Source organism: Streptomyces sp. CA2R106, assembly GCF_037034245.1.
In the GTDB taxonomy this organism is placed as follows: domain Bacteria; phylum Actinomycetota; class Actinomycetes; order Streptomycetales; family Streptomycetaceae; genus Actinacidiphila.
The window spans coordinates 542,723-558,684 of sequence record NZ_JBAGKC010000001.1 but is presented as its reverse complement, the minus strand read 5'-3'; the positions used below and the strand labels follow the sequence as shown (position 1 = coordinate 558,684).

Genomic DNA, 15,962 nt, shown 5'->3' with positions numbered 1-15,962 from the left:
CGACTGCTCGTACGGGTGACTGCTGGGGCCGTACAGGTGAGGTCGCAGACGCTGGGCAGCGGGCACCGGGCGGCGAGGCGCAGTCACCTGAACGGGTGAGTTCGCATGGGGTGCGGGGCGCGGCAGCGCGAAGGGGGCGGGAGGGTGAACGCACATTCACCTGCTGTCGGGGCGGCTGTCCGCCGCCTTGGTGCTGCTCGCCGGGGAGGCCGGGGAACCGGTTCGTACGCAACCCCTTGCCGCGCCGACACGGTCGCGTAACGTGCTCCCCTGAGGTTCTACCGGCGAGTAAGGATGACCGAGGGAGCGGGCCGATGGCGCTGGACGCGGACGTCGTGGTGGTGGGCGCGGGGCTGGCCGGACTCGTGGCCACGGTGGAACTGGCCGAGGCGGGCCGCAAGGTGATCCTCCTCGACCAGGAGCCGGAAGCGTCCCTGGGCGGGCAGGCCTTCTGGTCGTTCGGCGGGCTGTTCTTCGTCGACTCCCCCGAGCAGCGCCGGATGCGCATCAAGGACAGCGCGGACCTCGCCTGGCAGGACTGGCTCGGCACCGCGGGCTTCGACCGCCCCGAGGACCACTGGCCGCGCCGCTGGGCGGAGGCCTACGTGCACTTCGCCGCCGGCGAGAAGCGCGCCTGGCTGCACGACCGCGGCTTGCGGGTCTTCCCGGTGGTCGGCTGGGCCGAACGCGGCGGCTTCCTGGCGACCGGCCCCGGCAACTCGGTGCCGCGCTTCCACATCACCTGGGGCACCGGCCCGGGTGTCGTCGCGCCCTTCGAGCAGCGGGTGCGCGACGCGGTCGCCCGCGGCCGTGTCGAGTTGCGCTTCCGGCACCGGGTGACGTCCCTGACGAAGACCGACGGCGCCGTGGACGGCGTGGCGGGCGAGGTGCTGGCGCCGAGCGGCGTGGCCCGCGGCGTGGCCAGTTCCCGCGAGGTCGTGGACGACTTCGAACTCCGCGCCCAGGCCGTGGTGGTCACATCCGGAGGCATCGGCGGCAACCACGACCTGGTGCGCGCCGCCTGGCCGAAGCGTCTGGGCACCGCACCCGCCAAGCTGCTGTCCGGCGTCCCCGCGCACGTCGACGGCCTGATGCTCGGCATCACCGAGACCGCGGGCGGCCGCCTCATCAACGGCGACCGGATGTGGCACTACACCGAGGGCATCGAGAACTGGAACCCGATCTGGGCCCGGCACGGCATCCGCATCCTGCCCGGCCCGTCCTCCCTGTGGCTGGATGCGACCGGCAAGCGCCTGCCGGTGCCGTATTTTCCCGGCTTCGACACCCTGGGCACCTTGGAACACATCATGAGCACCGGGCACGAGTACACGTGGTTCGTCCTCACCCAGAAGATCATCGAGAAGGAGTTCGCGCTGTCGGGCTCCGAGCAGAACCCGGACCTGACCGGAAAGAGCGTGCGCGAGGTGTTCAAGCGGGCGCTGCCGGGCGCCCCGGGGCCGGTCGAGGCGTTCAAGCAGCACGGTGTCGACTTCGTCGTCGAACGCGACCTGGGCGCCTTGGTGCGCGGCATGAACGCGATCACGGGCGACGGCCTCATCGACGAGGCCGCGCTGCGCGGCGAGATCGAGGCCCGCGACCGGGAGATCGCCAACACCTACACCAAGGACCTCCAGGTCACCGCGATCCGCGGTGCCCGCAACTACATCGGCGACAAACTGGTGCGCACTGCCGCCCCGCACCGCCTGCTCGACCCCAAGGCCGGCCCGCTCATCGCGGTCCGGCTCAACATCCTCACCCGCAAGTCGCTGGGCGGCCTGGAAACCGATCTGGACGGCCGTGTGCTGGCCGGAGCCGCCCCCGGCGGCGAAGAGGGCGCGGCGGGCCGCGGCGAGCCTCTGGCGGGCCTGTACGCGGCCGGCGAGGCGGCCGGGTTCGGCGGCGGCGGGATGCACGGCTACCGGTCCCTGGAGGGCACGTTCCTCGGCGGCTGCCTGTTCTCGGGGCGTACGGCGGGGCGCGCGGCGGCTCGCGCCACGGCGTGAGCGCAAGTGCGTCCGGGCGCCGGGCGCGAGGCGGCCCGCGCCCGGGCGCGCGGTATCCGTGTGGGGCGTACTGGTGCAGGGCGGGGGCGCGCGGCGGCGTGAAAAGTTGCCCGCCCCGCGGGCGCCCCGAACCATGGGAGGGGTGAGCGACGGCGCGTACCTCCGGTTCCCCCACCTGCACGGCGACCTGCTCAGTTTCGCCGCCGAGGACGACATCTGGGTGGCCCCGCTCGGGCCGCCGGGCAGCGCTCCCGGGCGCGCGTGGCGGGTGACCGCCGACCGCACCCGGGTCGGCGTGCCCCGCATCTCACCCGACGGCGCCTCCATCGCTTTCACCACCTGGCGCAGCCTGGACCCCGAGGTGTACGTCGTCCCCGTGGACGGGGGCTCCCCGCGCCGCCTCACCTACTGGGGCAGTTCCGACACCCGGGTGTGCTCCTGGACGCCTGACGGCCACATCCTCGCGGTCTCCTCACACGGCCAGCCGTTCGCCTATCACACCTGGGCGCACAGCGTGCCGACGGAGCACGAGCCCGGCGCCCCGCTGCCCTGGGGGCCGGTCTCCGACATCGCCGTGCACGACTGCGAGGACGGGGAGCGGCGCACCCTGCTGCTCACCGGCACCCCGCCGCACGAACCGCACGCCTGGAAGCGCTACCGCGGCGGTGCCACCGGCCGCCTGTGGCTGCACGGCGAGCGCCTGGTGGCCGAACTCGACGGTCACCTGTCGTCACCGATGTTCGTCGCCGGACGCATCGCGTTCCTCTCCGACCACGAGGGCATCGGCAACCTGTACTCCTGCCGCCCCGACGGCAGCGACCTGCGCCGCCACACCGACCACGCGGACTTCTACGCCCGGTCCGCCGCCACGGACGGCAGCCGCGTCGTCTACCAGTGCGCGGGCGCCCTGTGGCTGGTCGACGACCTGTCCGCCGACGCCGCCCCCCGCCGCCTGGATGTGCGCCTGGGCGGGCCGCGCAGCGGCCGCCGCCCCTACCAGGTGCCGGCCGCCTCCAACCTCGACGGCCTCGCCATGGACCGCACCGGACGCGCCAGCGCCGTCTGCGTGCGCGGCAGCCTGTACTGGCTCACCCACCGCGACGGCCCCGCCCGCACCATCAGCGACGTCCCCGGCGCCCGGGTGCGGCTGCCGGAGATGCTCGGCGACACCGGCCTGGTCGCCTACGTCACCGACATCGAGGGCGAGGACGGCATCGAACTCGCCCACCTGCCGGGGCACGCCTCCCGCGCCCTCACCCGCGGCCCCGAGAGCGTCGGCGACATCCCCGGCGACTATGCGGCCGACCTCGTCTTCGCCCCGCGCAACGGCGTCAGTGGCGACATCGCCGCCGATGTCGTCCCGGTCGGCGGGCCGGCCGTCACCGGAGCGGTCCGCTGGACCAGCGACCTCACCCGTGCGGGTGGGTCGGCGGGCGCAAAGGTGACGCCGGGCGAAGTCACCCGCCCGGGTGATGCGGGCCCCCTGTCCTACGCCCCTGCCGGCGGCGACGGCGACCGGGGCGACGGCGCCGACGGCACCACAGGCCCGAGCCCCTTCGGCGACGCGCCCGACACCCCGCACGCGCGCTTGGCGGTCGGCCGCCTGGGGCGCGTCACGGAACTGGTCTCCTCGCCCGACGGCGCCGTCCTCGCCGTCGCCGCCCACGACGGGCGGCTGCTGCTGGTGGCGACCGGCGAGGGCGACCCCGACGACGAGTACGGTCCGCCCCGCCCGCCCGTCGCGACAGGCACCGTCGACGAACTCGTCCGCTCCACCAACGGCCCGGTCCGCGACCTCGCCTTCTCCCCCGACTCCGCGTGGCTGACTTGGTCGCATCCAGGCGTCGGGCGCTCGCTGCGCTCCATCAAGATCGCCCGGCTCACCGACCACACCATCATCGACGTGACCAACGGCCGCTTCGAGGACGAGCAGCCGGTCTTCACCCGGGACGGCCGCTACCTGGCCTTCTTGTCGTGGCGCGGCTTCGACCCGGTGTACGACGTGCACACCGGCGACCTGTCCTTCCCCCTGGGCTGCCGCCCCTACCTGGTGCCGCTGAACTCCGCGACGCCCTCGCCGTTCGCGCTGCGGGTCGACGGCAGCCCCGTCGGCAGCGGCCTGGACCCGGGCGAGGGCGGCAGCGACGGACCGGTCGTGGTGGAGGCTGAGGGGCTTCCCAGCCGGGTGACGCCCTTCCCGGTCCCCGCGTCGAAGTACAGCGCTCTGGAGCCCGTCCAGGGCGGTCTGGTGTGGCTCCGGTGGCCGATCTCTGGTGCGCTCGGCGAGACGTTCGTCAATCCGACCGACCCGTCGGCCCGCCCGAGCCTGGAGTACTTCAACCTCGGGAAGTCCAAGCGCGTCGAGCTGGTCCGCCACATGGACTGGTACGCCGTCAGCGGCGACGGCCAGCGCCTGGCCGTCTTCGACGAGGGCGAACTCGCCGTGCTGCCCGCCAACGAACGGGGCGACGACGACTCCACCGTCTACGTCGACATGCGCCGCATCCTGCACGAGGTGGAGCCGACCGCCGAGTGGCGCCAGTCGTACGCGGAGGCCGGCCGCCTCATCCGCGACTTCTTCTGGGCACCGGACATGTGCGGCGTCGACTGGCCCGCGGTCCTCGACCAGTACCGGCCGCTGGTCGAACGCGTCGCCACACCGGACGAGTTCGCCGACCTGCTGCGCGAGGTGCTCGGCGAGCTGGGCACCTCGCACGCCTACGTGCAGCCCGCCCGCCGCAACGAAGGCCCCCCGCACTACCAGCGGCCCATCGGGCTGCTCGGCGCCGACTTCCAGCGCACCAAGGAAGGCGACTGGGCGGTCGCCCGCATCCTGCCCGGCGAGTCGTCGGACTCCAAGGCGCGCTCGCCGCTGGCCGGCACGGGTATCCGCGAGGGTGCCGTCCTCACCCACGTCGACGGCCGCCGCGTCGACCCCCAAGCGGGCCCGTACCCCCTGCTGTCGGGCGCGGGCGGCACCAGCGTGGAACTCACCTTCTCCCCGCCCGGCGGCCGCGGCGCGCCCCGCCGCATCGCCGTGGTGCCGCTCGTGGACGACCGTCCGCTGCGCTACCAGCACTGGGTGGCCAAACGGCGCAGCGTCGTCCGGCACCTCAGCGGCGGCCGCTGCGGCTACCTGCACATCCCCGACATGGGCGGCTCGGGCTGGGCACAGTTCAACCGCGACCTGCGCAAGGAAGTCGCCTACGACGCCCTGCTGGTGGACGTACGCGGCAACGCAGGCGGCAACATCAGCGAACTGGTCATCGAGAAGCTCACTCGCACGGTGCTCGGCTGGGACGTCACCCGCAACGCCCAACCGGTGTCCTACGCGGGCAACGCCCCGCGCGGCCCGGTCGTCGCGGTCGCCGACGAGGCCACGTCGTCAGACGGCGACATGATCACCGCCGCGTTCAAACTGCTGCGGCTCGGCCCGGTCGTCGGCCTGCGCACCTGGGGTGGCGTCGTCGGGATGACCGGCCGCCACCGCCTAGGTGACAACACCGTCATCACCGTCCCGATGAACGCCGCCTGGTTCGACGCCTACGGCTGGTCCATCGAGAACCATGGCGTCGCACCCGACATCGAGTGCCTGCGCACCCCGCTGGACTGGGCGGAAGGCAGGCACGGCCAACTCGCCGTCGCCGTCCGCGAGGCACTGTCGCTGCTCGGCGAACACCCGGCGGCGGTACCGCCCGACCTGTCGTCCCGCCCCAACCGCGCCCGCCCGCCGCTGCCCCCGCGCTCCTAGGGTGCGGACCGGCAACGCAGAAGGGGCGCCCGCAGGGGGCGCCCCTTCCGTGTCACGGCGTCCGCGCGCTGCGCGACGCCGGTGTCAGCTCAAGAACGTCAGGCCTGGTCGTCCTGGCTGCCGTCCTCGGACTCGCGGCCCATGCGACGCGACACCTGGTCCTCGAGGTCGGAACGGCGCTCCTGCGCCTCCTGGCGCATGCCGCGCTGGGCCTGCTCGGGGTTCTGAGCATCGGCGGACTTGTCCCGCCGGTCGCCACGCGCGCCCTTGGCCTGCTCGGCGTAGTCCTCAGCCTTGTCCTTGAACTGATCGAAAGCACCCATGGTGACTCCTCCTGTGGAGTTGGGGAATGGGGCCTCGACAAGAGTTACATGACCGGACACCCCTCGCATCCTGGACAAATAACCTCAGGTCAGCGCGCGGTTACAGCTACGGAGCGGTGTGGGCGGACGTCCTCGCCGACTCGTCCGCGGCGCCTCCCTTGCCGACCAGTCCGCGCCGTGCCCCCGGCGCGCGGTCCAGCGCCGCGCCGGCCCGGCGCATCTCCCGCTGCCCCAGCGCGCCGCCGATCACCGACGGAAGATAGCCGCGCACCGGTTGCATGCCGCGCAGCCACCACTGCGCGTACACGTGAGGCGAGCGCCGTACGATCCCGGCGACCAGCCGGTCAACCGCCGGTTCCAGGGGATACGTTCGGTTCGTCGGCCAGGGAAGCCGCGCACGCATGGTACGCAGGGCGTCGTCCTCGTCGGCGCCGCGCACCATGTCGGTGTCGGTCCAACTCAGGTACCCCACTCCGACCTTGACACCCTTGGGGCCCATCTCGGCGCGCAGGCTGTGCGCGAACGCCTCGACCCCCGACTTGCTCGCGCAGTAGGCGGCCATCAAGGGTGCGGGGGTGATCGCCGCGAGTGATGCGATCTGCAGAAAATAGCCGTGCGAGTCGACGAGCGCCGGCAGGAACGCCCGCGCGGTCGAGATGCTGCCCAGCAGGTTGACCTGGATCACCCGATCGAAGGCGTCGGGGTCGGACTCGAGGAACGGCCCTCCGGTGGCGACGCCCGCGTTGGCGACGGCGATGTCGATCCGCCCGAAGTGTGCGCGGGCCTCCGCGGCCACTTCGGCCATCGCCGCCCGGTCGGTGACGTCGGCGGTCCAACTGGCGGCCTCTCCTCCCAGTGACGCGGCGACGTTCTTCAGTTCGTCGGGCTCCAGGCCGACCAGCGCCAGCCGGGCGCCGCGCGCGGCGAGTTTGCGGGCGAGCAGTTCACCGACGCCGCGCGCCGCGCCGGTGACCACCACCACCCGGCCGTTCAACGACGTTGCGCTCATGCGCTCTTCTCCTCCACGCCGTCGGCCGCCACCCGGCCGGCCTCCACACCTTCGGGCGCCGCGGCGCCCGTCAGGTGATCGGACGCCATGCCACGTATCGCCGCTTCCACGCTGCCCGCGTCCTCCAGCGGCGTCATGTGGCCGCGGCCGGGCAGCTCGGTCACCCCGACGCAGTGCGGCAGCGCGGCGGCGATGCGGTACGTGTGCACCTTGGGAGTCAGTTTGTCGACAGTTCCGACGATGACGGCGGTGGGCGCGGTCAACTTGGGCACCTGGGTGTCCAGGTCCAGCGCGGCCAGCACCTTGCCCCACTCGGAACGCTGCCGCGGCCGGCAGGCGTGCACCATGCGCGCACAGGACGTCACCTGTTCGGGTGACGACCCCGGGCCCATCACCCCGTATTTCAGCGCCGCCTTGGCAGCCGGCGTCACCGGGCCCAGAGGCAGCCTGGAGACGAGGATCTGGCGGTGCAGTACGTCACGCAGCCAGCGGGCGCTCAGTCGCGGCGGCAGCACCTGCGTCGTGCGGACCAGCCGGCTGCCGCCGGTGCTCACCAGCAGCACCGCGGCGGCGTGCTCGCGCACGGCGGGACGGTCGGAGGCCGCCATGATCGTCATGCCGCCCATGGAGTGGCCGACGAGCAGCGCGCGCTCGCCCTTCGACAAGGTCGTCTCCAGTACGGCTTCCAGGTCGTCGGCCAGCATGCTCGTGTCGTAGCCCTCGCGCACCGCGGACGAGCCGCTGAGGCCGTGGCCTCGCTGGTCGTAGGCGATCAGCCGGAAGTCCGACGCCAGGGCGCGCACGACCGGCGCCCACAGCAGCGTCGAGCACGTCCACCCGTGCGCCAGCACCACCGGGGGCGCGTCGCTGCGACCGTACTCCTCGACGTTCAGGCGGGTCCCGTCCGCGGATACCGCGGTCAGGGTCCTGCGCGGCTGGACCGCCTCGTACAGCGTCGTCATGACGCCACCTCCACAGCTCGCCCGGAAGCGGACCCGGCGATCGGCCGGCCCGCGGGTGCCAGTAGGTCGTACTCGGAGAGTTTCAACTGCTTGGTGGCGCGCCGGAACTCCGCCGTGGTGCCCGGCCAGGCCGTCGTGTTGCGGCCGTTGGCGTCCAGGTACCAGCTCTTGCAGCCACCGGTGTTCCACACGGTGCGCGCCGCACGGCGCTGCATCTCCTCGTTCCACGCGGCGACCGCCGCCGGTTTCGCATCCAGGGCGGCGGCGCCCGAACGCTCCAGCGTGCGCATGTAGTCCGCGACGTAGTTGAGGGACGACTCGATCATCAGGATCATCGAACTGTTCCCCAGGCCGGTGTTCGGCCCGATGATGAACAGGAAGTTCGGGAAGCCGTCGACGGTGCAGCCGCGCAGGGCGGCCATGCCGTTCTTCCAGTGCTCCTTCAGGCTGAGGCCGTCCGCGCCGATGACGCGGTCGCCGATCGGCATGTCGGTGACGTGGAACCCGGTCCCGAAGATGATCGCGTCGACCTCGCGCTCGGTGCCGTCGGCCGTGACCACCGACGACCCCCGCACCTCGGCGAGCGCCGAGGTGACCACCTCGGTGTTGGGCTGCGCGAGCGCCGGATAGTAGGCGTTGGACAGCAGGATGCGCTTGCATCCGATGGTGTAGTCCGGGGTGAGGCGAGCGCGCAGCCCAGGGTCCTTGACGGACCGCCTCAGGTGTCCGCGCGCGATCCGCTCGGCAGCCTTCATCAGCTTCGGCTGCTTCACGAACGCGCCGACCTGGAACTCCCGGATCAGCCACAGCACCGCCCGGCGCATCTTGGCGGTACCGGGCACCGTGCCGTGCAGCCACCGCTCCGCCGCACCGATCGGACGGTCCACCCGCGGCATCACCCACGGCGGGGTGCGCTGGATGACAGTCAGCTTCCCTACTTCCGGCTGGATCGACGGCACGATCTGGATCGCCGAAGCACCGGTGCCGACCATGGCGACGCGCTTGCCCTTGAGGTCGAAGTCGTGGTCCCAGCGCGAGGAGTGGAACACGTTCCCGGGGAAGCTCTCGATGCCGGGCACATCGGGGATCTTCGGGTCGGACAGCGGGCCGGTCGCGGAGACCACGACATCGGCGGTCAGCTCGCCGCGGGCCGTCTTCAGGTGCCAGTGCCGCGCCTCGGCGTTCCAGCGCGCCAGCTGCACCTCCGCGCCGAAGCGCAGGTGCTGCCGCAACCCGAAGGTGTCGGTGACCCGTTCGAGGTAGGCGCGGATGTGCTCCTGACCGGAGAAGGCCCGTGGCCAGTCGGGGTTCGGGGCGAAGGAGAACGAGTACAGGTGCGACGGTACGTCGCAGGCGCAGCCCGGGTAGCTGTTGTCGCGCCAGGTGCCGCCCACCGCGTCCGCGCGCTCGAGGATCACGAAGTCGGTGATCCCCTCCCGACGCAACCTGACCGCGGCCCCCAGGCCGCCGAAGCCGGACCCGATCACCGCCACCCGCACGTGCTCGATGTCGTCGTCCATGGCACCGCCTCCCACGTCGCCAATCGCGCCAGCAATCACTGGCACAGTTGGACTGTAGGGCACCTACCGTTACCTCCGGTAGGGGTAGGTCCGGATTTCGCCCGCCCGGATCGCCGCGGAAAACCCCCGAAGCGCGCCTTGCACGCCGACTGGACGCCCGCAGGGTGTGATCCCGTCCAGGAACACCGCCGCCGGGCAACAGAAGGCGAGAGGGCTGCTCAGGGCGTTTTCCGCGCACCCTAGGCTGACCACGTGGACGACAACGAGACCGGGCCGCGCGAGTACCGCGTCGAGGAACTGGCCGAAGCAGCCGGCATCCCCGTCAGGACGCTGCGGTTCTACCGCGAGCGGCGCCTTCTTCCACCCCCGCGCCGCGAAGGGCGGATCGCCTGGTACTCCGAGGACCACCTCGCGAGGCTGCGCACCATCTCCGCCCTCCTGGAACGCGGCCACACCCTGGGCGGCATCGCCGAGCTGATCGCCGCCTGGGAGCAGGGCCGCACCCTGGACGGGGTCGCCGAACGCCTCGGGCTGGAAGGCGCCCTCACCTCCCCCTGGTCGGAGGAGACACCGGTAAGGCTCAGCCCCCAGGAACTCGCCGATTACTTCGGCGAAGACATCAGCCCGGAGAACCTGACCAACTCCCTGGAGATCGGCTACATCGCGGTCGACGGCGAGTACGTCGTGCATGTCAGCCGCCGCCTGCTGGACGCCTCGGCCGCACTTGTCCACGAAGGAGTGCCCCTGTCGGCGGTGCTGGCCGCCGGCCGCGAGGTACGCAGCCACGTCGACGCCATGGCCGACCTGTTCACCCAGGTGATCAAAACGCACGTCATCGGCGACCTGGGCGCCTTGACACCTGACGACGCCCACCGCATCACCGAGTCCTTGCACCGCCTTCGCCCGCTGGCCAAGAACATCGTCGACGCGGAGATGTCGCTCGCCATGGACCGCAGGGTGCGCGCGGAGATCGACACCTGGATGCGCAGCCACCCCGATCCGGCGGTCGGCGAGCATCCCGACCCCGACCCCGCCGGCCAGGAGGCCTGACCCGGCCCCGCGAGCGTCGTACCGTACGACCTGAGAGAGTGGATAGGGCCCATCAATCAGGAGGTGCCCCGTGCAACAGCCTCATGACGCCAATGCCGAGCAGGCCATCCTGGGCCGCATCAGCAAGATGGTCTCCGATGAGAAGGCCCTGCGGGACCTGCTCGCGGAAGAAGGCGACGAGGGCGGGGACCAGCGCGAGCGGCTCGCCTCCCTGGAGCGCGAACTCGACCAGTGCTGGGACCTGCTGCGCCAGCGCCGCGCCCTGACCGAGGCCGGCGAGGACCCTGGGGGCGCCCGCGTACGGCCCTCCTCGACCGTGGAGGGCTACCGCTCATGAGCCGGGCCGCCGACAGCGACCTCACCGTCATCGACGTCCCCGCCGCCCACCGCTACGAGGCCCGCGCCGGCGACAACCTCGCCGGTGTCGCCTCCTATCTGCGCGGCGACTCGGTGATCGCGTTCGTCCACACCGAGGTGCAGGAAGGGTACGAAGGTCGCGGCGTCGGCTCGGCGCTGGCCCGGGCAGCCCTGGACGACGCGCGCGCCCGCGGGCTCGGCGTCCTGGCGATCTGTCCGTTCATCGACGGCTGGATCGGCAAGCATCCCGAGTACGAGGACCTGCGCCACACACCTGAGAGCAAGGTGGCGGACTAGCATCTCCAGCGCGGTCCGCCTCCTGGGACTGGGATACGCGGGCCGCATACGGGGCCGCGCCGGTCGACCGCCCGAAGGTCAGTGTCGGATTTCTGCCAGACCGACGCCCTGACGAGGGGCGACACTGGTCGTGTGCATACGGACTTCGACGCCTGCGTCCGCGCCGTGCAGTCGAAGGACTCCCGTTTCGACGGGTGGTTCTTCACCGCGGTGCTGACCACGCGTATCTACTGCCGGCCGAGCTGCCCCGCCGTACCGCCGAAGGCCGAGAACATGACCTTCTACCCCAGTGCGGCGGCCGCCCAGCAAGACGGGTTCCGCGCCTGCAAGCGCTGCCGCCCTGACGCGAGCCCCGGCTCGCCGCAATGGAACGAGCGAGCCGACCTCGTGGCCCGCGCCATGCGGCTGATCAGCGACGGCGTCGTCGACCGGGAGGGTGTGCCGGGCCTCGCGACCCGCCTCGGCTACAGCGCACGGCAGGTCGAGCGCCAACTGCTCGCCGAACTGGGCGCGGGCCCCTTGGCGCTGGCCAGGGCGCAGCGCGCGCAGACCGCTCGGCTGCTCATCGAGACGACGGCCATGCCGATGGGCGACGTGGCGTTCGCGGCAGGCTTCGCCAGCATCCGCACTTTCAACGACACCGTGCGGGAGGTGTTCGCCCTGTCCCCCGGCGAGTTGCGTGCCAGGGTCGCCAAGGGCCGGCCGGCGGCCACCGCGGGCTCGATCTCCCTACGGCTGCCGTTCCGCCGACCGCTCAACCCGGACAACCTCTTCGGCCACCTCGCGGCCACCGCGGTCCCCGGTGTCGAGGAGTGGCGCGGGGGCGCGTACCGGCGCACTCTGCGGTTGCCGCACGGCCCCGGTACGGTCGCGCTGCGGCCCCACCCCGACCACATCGGCTGCCTGCTGTCCCTCACCGACTGGCGCGATCTGGGCCAGGCAATCAGCCGCTGCCGCCGACTGCTCGACCTGGACGCCGACCCCCTCGCCGTGGACGCGCTGCTCTCCTCCGACCCGCTCCTTGCGCCCCTGGTCGCCAAGGCGCCCGGCCGCAGGGTGCCGCGTGTCGCCGACGGACCGGAGTTCGCGGTACGCGCAGTGCTCGGGCAGCAGATCTCGACGTCGGCGGCGCGCACCCACGCGGGGCGCCTCGTGACGGCGTACGGGGAGCCCGTGGCGGACCCCGGCGGCGGCCTGACCCACCTGTTCCCGTCACCCGAGACGCTCATCGAGCGCGCTCCCGAGTCCCTGGCGATGCCGCGGACCCGGAAAGACACCCTCACAGCCTTGCTACGGGCCCTTGTGGACGGCGAGCTCGACCTGGACGTGGGCAGCGACTGGCAGCGCGCCAGAGCCCGTCTCACGGCCCTTCCCGGCTTCGGGCCATGGACGGTGGAGAGCATCGCCATGCGCGCGCTCGGGGACCCCGACGCGTTCCTCCCGACCGACCTCGGCATCAGGAACGCGGCCCACAACCTCGGCCTGCCGACCACCCCCGCCGCACTGACACGCCACGCCGCCGCATGGCAACCATGGCGCGCATACGCGACGCAGTACCTGTGGGCGACGGGCAGCCACCCGATCAACGTCCTCCCCGCCGACGACCACCCGACCATCGCAGTTTCCGCAAACCCACCCGCCGTTCGCAGCGCTTGAGTCACAGAAGGCACCACACCAATGAGTACCGCGACCATAAAACCGACGGCATCCACCGTTCACACCGTGGTGGACAGCCCCTGCGGTCTGCTGACGCTCGTCGCCCGGGAGGGTGAACTCAGCGGCCTGTATATGACCGACCAACGGCACCGACCACCGTCGGAGAGCTTCGGCCCGCGCGCCGACCTGCCGGCGTTCGACCGTGTCGAGGAGCAGCTCGCCGCCTACTTCGACGGCGACCTCAGCGCCTTCGACCTCCCACTGAACATGGCAGGCACGCCCTTCCAGAAGCGCGTGTGGGCAGCGTTGTGCGACATCCCGTACGGCCAGACCGCCACTTACGGCGAGCTGGCCGCGGCGATGGGTAACCCCACCGCCTCCCGCGCGGTCGGCCTGGCCAACGGCAAGAACCCGATCAGCATCATCGTGCCCTGCCACCGCGTCGTGGGTTCCGACGGCAGCCTCACCGGCTACGGCGGCGGCCTCACCCGCAAGCGGTGGCTGCTGGACCTCGAACGCGGCACGCAGCAGCCGACCCTGACGTGAAGTCACCCGCGCGGGTGACATGACGCCATCGTCCCCGCGCACAAGCATGGGCCCGGTCGGCCGTATCGACCTACCGGGCCCATGGCTCAGTGCACTACGGCGGCAAGGCCGTCAGACCCGCACGCCCTCCAGGTCCTCGTCGTCGTCCGAGGACGCGACAAGGCTCGGGCGCTCGGCGAGGTTCTTGCGCAACTGCTCACCTTCGACGTCGACGTTGGGCAGCGCGCGCTCGAGCCAGCCGGGCAGCCACCAAGCCCACCGGCCCAGCAGCGCGAGCACCGCGGGCACGATCGTCATCCGCACGATGAAAGCGTCGAACGCGACCGCGATCGCCAACCCGAAGCCCATCATCTTGATCATCGATTCCGACGATCCGATGAACCCGGCGAACACACTGATCATGATGACCGCGGCCGCCGACACCACCCGCGCACCATGGGTGAAGCCCGTGACGACCGCCTGCCGCGGCGACTCGCCGTGCACATACGCCTCGCGCATCCGGGTGACCAGGAACACCTCGTAGTCCATGGCCAGCCCGAAGACCACGCCGACCATGAAGATCGGCATCATGCTCATGATCGGTCCGGTCTGTTGAACACCCAGGAGACCGGACAGCCAGCCCCACTGGAAGACGGCCACCACCGCACCGAGCGCGGCGAGCACCGACAGCAGGAAGCCGAGGGCCGCCTTCAACGGCACGAGCACCGACCGGAACACGATCATCAGCAGCAGGAACGCCAACCCCACGACCAGCGCCAGATACGGCACCAGTGCGTCGTTCAGCCGCTGCGAGACGTCGATGTTCATCGCGGTGGTACCGGTGACGAGCACCTTGGCACCCGTGGAGTCGGCAAAGTCCTCCGCATGACCGCGGATGGTGTGCACCAGGTCCTCGGTCTGCGTGCTGCTCGGCTTTGACGCGGGCACCACGGTGAGCGTCGCCGTGTCCTTCTGCTTGTTGAACCCCGGGTCCGTGACCGTCTTGACGTCGGCGAAGCCCTCGATGGTCCGCTTGATCTCCTGCGCGGCGGACTCCGGCTGCTTGCTGTGCGCGGCGTCGACGACCACGGTCAGCGGCCCGTTGAAGCCCGGCCCGAAGCCCTCCGACAGCATGTCGTACGCCCTGCGCTGAGTCGTGCTCACCGGCTGCGAACCGTCGTCCGGGAGCCCCAGTTCCATCCGGCTCATCGGAATGGCCGCGAGGCCCAGTGCCACCACCGCTGCGACCAGGAACGGCACTCGGCGCCGCACGACCAGCCGCGCCCAGCGCGTGCCCATGTTCGGCTTGTCGCTCGCGCTGGTACGGCCCTTGCGCACCTTGCGGGTGAGCACCTTGGTGCCGGCGAAGCCGAGCAGCGCGGGGATGAGGGTGAGCGCGATGAGCACGGCAAGCGCGACAGTGGCGGCCGCCGCCAGCCCCATCTTGGTGAGCATCGGGATGTTGACCACCGCGAGGCCGGCCAATGCGATCAGCACCGTGAGCCCGGCGAACACCACGGCGGAACCCGCCGTACCGACCGCCCGGCCGGCCGCTTCCTCGCCGTCCCGGCCTTCCATGAGTTCATGGCGGTGACGCGAGACGATGAACAGCGCGTAGTCGATGCCGACCGCCAGGCCGATCATCGACGCGAGCGTCGACGAGGTGCTCGACAGGCCGAGCGTCGTCGCCAAGGCAGTGATGGACGCGATACCGACCCCGACACCCATGATGGCGGTCAGAAGCGGCAGCCCGGCGGCGACCAGAGAACTGAACGTGATCAAAAGCACGACCGCCGCTATGCCGATGCCTATGACTTCGCTGTTTCCGGTCTCCGGCGATGCCTGGAGCGCGGTACCGCCCGTCTCGACGGTCAGCCCGGCGTCACGACCGTGCTGCGCCGCGTCCTCGATCGCGGTGTGGGTCGCGTCGGTGATCTCTGTCGACTTGGCGACATAGGTGACGGACGCGTAGGCCGTGGTGCCGTCCTTGCTGACGGCGTTCGCGGTGAACGGGTCCGCGACGGTCGCCTTCTGCGGGCTGTTCTTCAGATCCTCGACGACCTTCTCGACCGCCGCCTTGTTCGGTCCCGCGGTGATCTTCTGGCCGTTCGGCGCCTGGAAGACCATCCGTGCGGACGCACCGTCGGCATTGGTACCCGGGAAACGCTCGTGAAGCAGGTCGAAGGCCTGCTGCGCCTCGGTGCCCGGGACGGTGAAGTTGTCGGCAGGCGCGGACTTCGCGGTCACTGCTCCGACGCCGGCCAGGGCGAGCAGCGCCACCCACAGCAGGACGACGTAGCGCCGCTGCCGGAAGGAGAACCGGCCCAGTTTGTAGAGGAATGTGGCCATGGAGGCATGAGCTCCCGTCAGGAGGGGGCGGACTTGGGCGTGTGGAACCAGCCCGACGACGAGAGCGGCGTGTCAGGTGGAGCGTGGCAAGTCGGTATGGAGGTACGAATAATTCGGTTGTGCGGATGCGGTCAGGTCAGCGGCCGGACGGACTTCACCG

General features: G+C 71.4%; 12 protein-coding genes. 7 read left to right on the top strand and 5 right to left on the bottom strand.

Annotated features, from left to right (window positions below; translation table 11 throughout):
• Window positions 1-314: 314 nt before the first annotated feature.
• On the top strand, window positions 315-2,003 hold the full coding sequence (locus tag WA788_RS02465) for an FAD-binding dehydrogenase (RefSeq protein WP_335970998.1): 1,689 nt from the start codon (window positions 315-317) through the stop codon (window positions 2,001-2,003).
• A gap of 133 nt (window positions 2,004-2,136) precedes the next feature.
• Complete coding sequence (locus WA788_RS02460; protein WP_443033948.1) at window positions 2,137-5,754, top strand: S41 family peptidase; 3,618 nt, start codon at window positions 2,137-2,139, stop codon at window positions 5,752-5,754.
• 98 nt (window positions 5,755-5,852) lie between these two features.
• On the opposite strand, the gene WA788_RS02455 is transcribed toward WA788_RS02460, so the two are convergent.
• The 4 genes from WA788_RS02455 to WA788_RS02440 all read right to left on the bottom strand — a co-directional run bounded on the left by WA788_RS02455 (window position 5,853) and on the right by WA788_RS02440 (window position 9,568).
• Window positions 5,853-6,077 carry a hypothetical protein gene (locus WA788_RS02455; RefSeq protein ID WP_335970996.1) on the bottom strand — a complete coding sequence of 75 codons (225 nt, stop codon included), beginning with the start codon at window positions 6,075-6,077 and terminating at the stop codon, window positions 5,853-5,855.
• A 106-nt stretch (window positions 6,078-6,183) separates the two neighbouring features.
• Window positions 6,184-7,086 (bottom strand): SDR family oxidoreductase, encoded by a 903-nt coding sequence (locus tag WA788_RS02450; RefSeq protein WP_335970995.1) that lies wholly within the window; start codon window positions 7,084-7,086, stop codon window positions 6,184-6,186.
• Entirely contained in the window at window positions 7,083-8,048 is a 966-nt protein-coding gene (locus tag WA788_RS02445) for an alpha/beta fold hydrolase (protein ID WP_335970994.1), read from the bottom strand. The genes WA788_RS02450 and WA788_RS02445 overlap by 4 nt, the downstream gene beginning before the upstream one ends.
• Entirely contained in the window at window positions 8,045-9,568 is a 1,524-nt protein-coding gene (locus tag WA788_RS02440) for a flavin-containing monooxygenase (RefSeq protein WP_335970993.1), read from the bottom strand. The genes WA788_RS02445 and WA788_RS02440 overlap by 4 nt, the downstream gene beginning before the upstream one ends.
• Window positions 9,569-9,820: 252 nt before the next feature.
• Here WA788_RS02440 and WA788_RS02435 point away from each other — a divergent pair, with 252 nt between their 5' ends.
• The 5 genes from WA788_RS02435 to WA788_RS02415 all read left to right on the top strand — a co-directional run bounded on the left by WA788_RS02435 (window position 9,821) and on the right by WA788_RS02415 (window position 13,474).
• Window positions 9,821-10,618: a MerR family transcriptional regulator gene (locus WA788_RS02435; RefSeq protein ID WP_335970992.1), complete on the top strand. Its 798-nt coding sequence runs from the start codon at window positions 9,821-9,823 to the stop codon at window positions 10,616-10,618.
• A gap of 70 nt (window positions 10,619-10,688) precedes the next feature.
• Window positions 10,689-10,955 carry a DUF2630 family protein gene (locus WA788_RS02430; protein ID WP_335970991.1) on the top strand — a complete coding sequence of 89 codons (267 nt, stop codon included), beginning with the start codon at window positions 10,689-10,691 and terminating at the stop codon, window positions 10,953-10,955.
• The gene (locus WA788_RS02425; RefSeq protein ID WP_335970989.1) at window positions 10,952-11,272 is read left to right on the top strand and encodes a GNAT family N-acetyltransferase; all 321 of its coding nucleotides are present in this window, start codon (window positions 10,952-10,954) and stop codon (window positions 11,270-11,272) included. The genes WA788_RS02430 and WA788_RS02425 overlap by 4 nt, the downstream gene beginning before the upstream one ends.
• A 132-nt stretch (window positions 11,273-11,404) precedes the next feature.
• Complete coding sequence (locus WA788_RS02420) at window positions 11,405-12,928, top strand: AlkA N-terminal domain-containing protein (protein ID WP_335970988.1); 1,524 nt, start codon at window positions 11,405-11,407, stop codon at window positions 12,926-12,928.
• Window positions 12,929-12,949: 21 nt separating this feature from the next.
• Window positions 12,950-13,474, top strand: coding sequence for a methylated-DNA--[protein]-cysteine S-methyltransferase (locus WA788_RS02415; protein WP_335970987.1), 525 nt, complete (start codon window positions 12,950-12,952; stop codon window positions 13,472-13,474).
• Window positions 13,475-13,585: 111 nt separating this feature from the next.
• On the opposite strand, the gene WA788_RS02410 is transcribed toward WA788_RS02415, so the two are convergent.
• Entirely contained in the window at window positions 13,586-15,802 is a 2,217-nt protein-coding gene (locus WA788_RS02410) for an MMPL family transporter (RefSeq protein ID WP_335970986.1), read from the bottom strand.
• Between the last annotated feature and the right edge of the window lie 160 nt (window positions 15,803-15,962).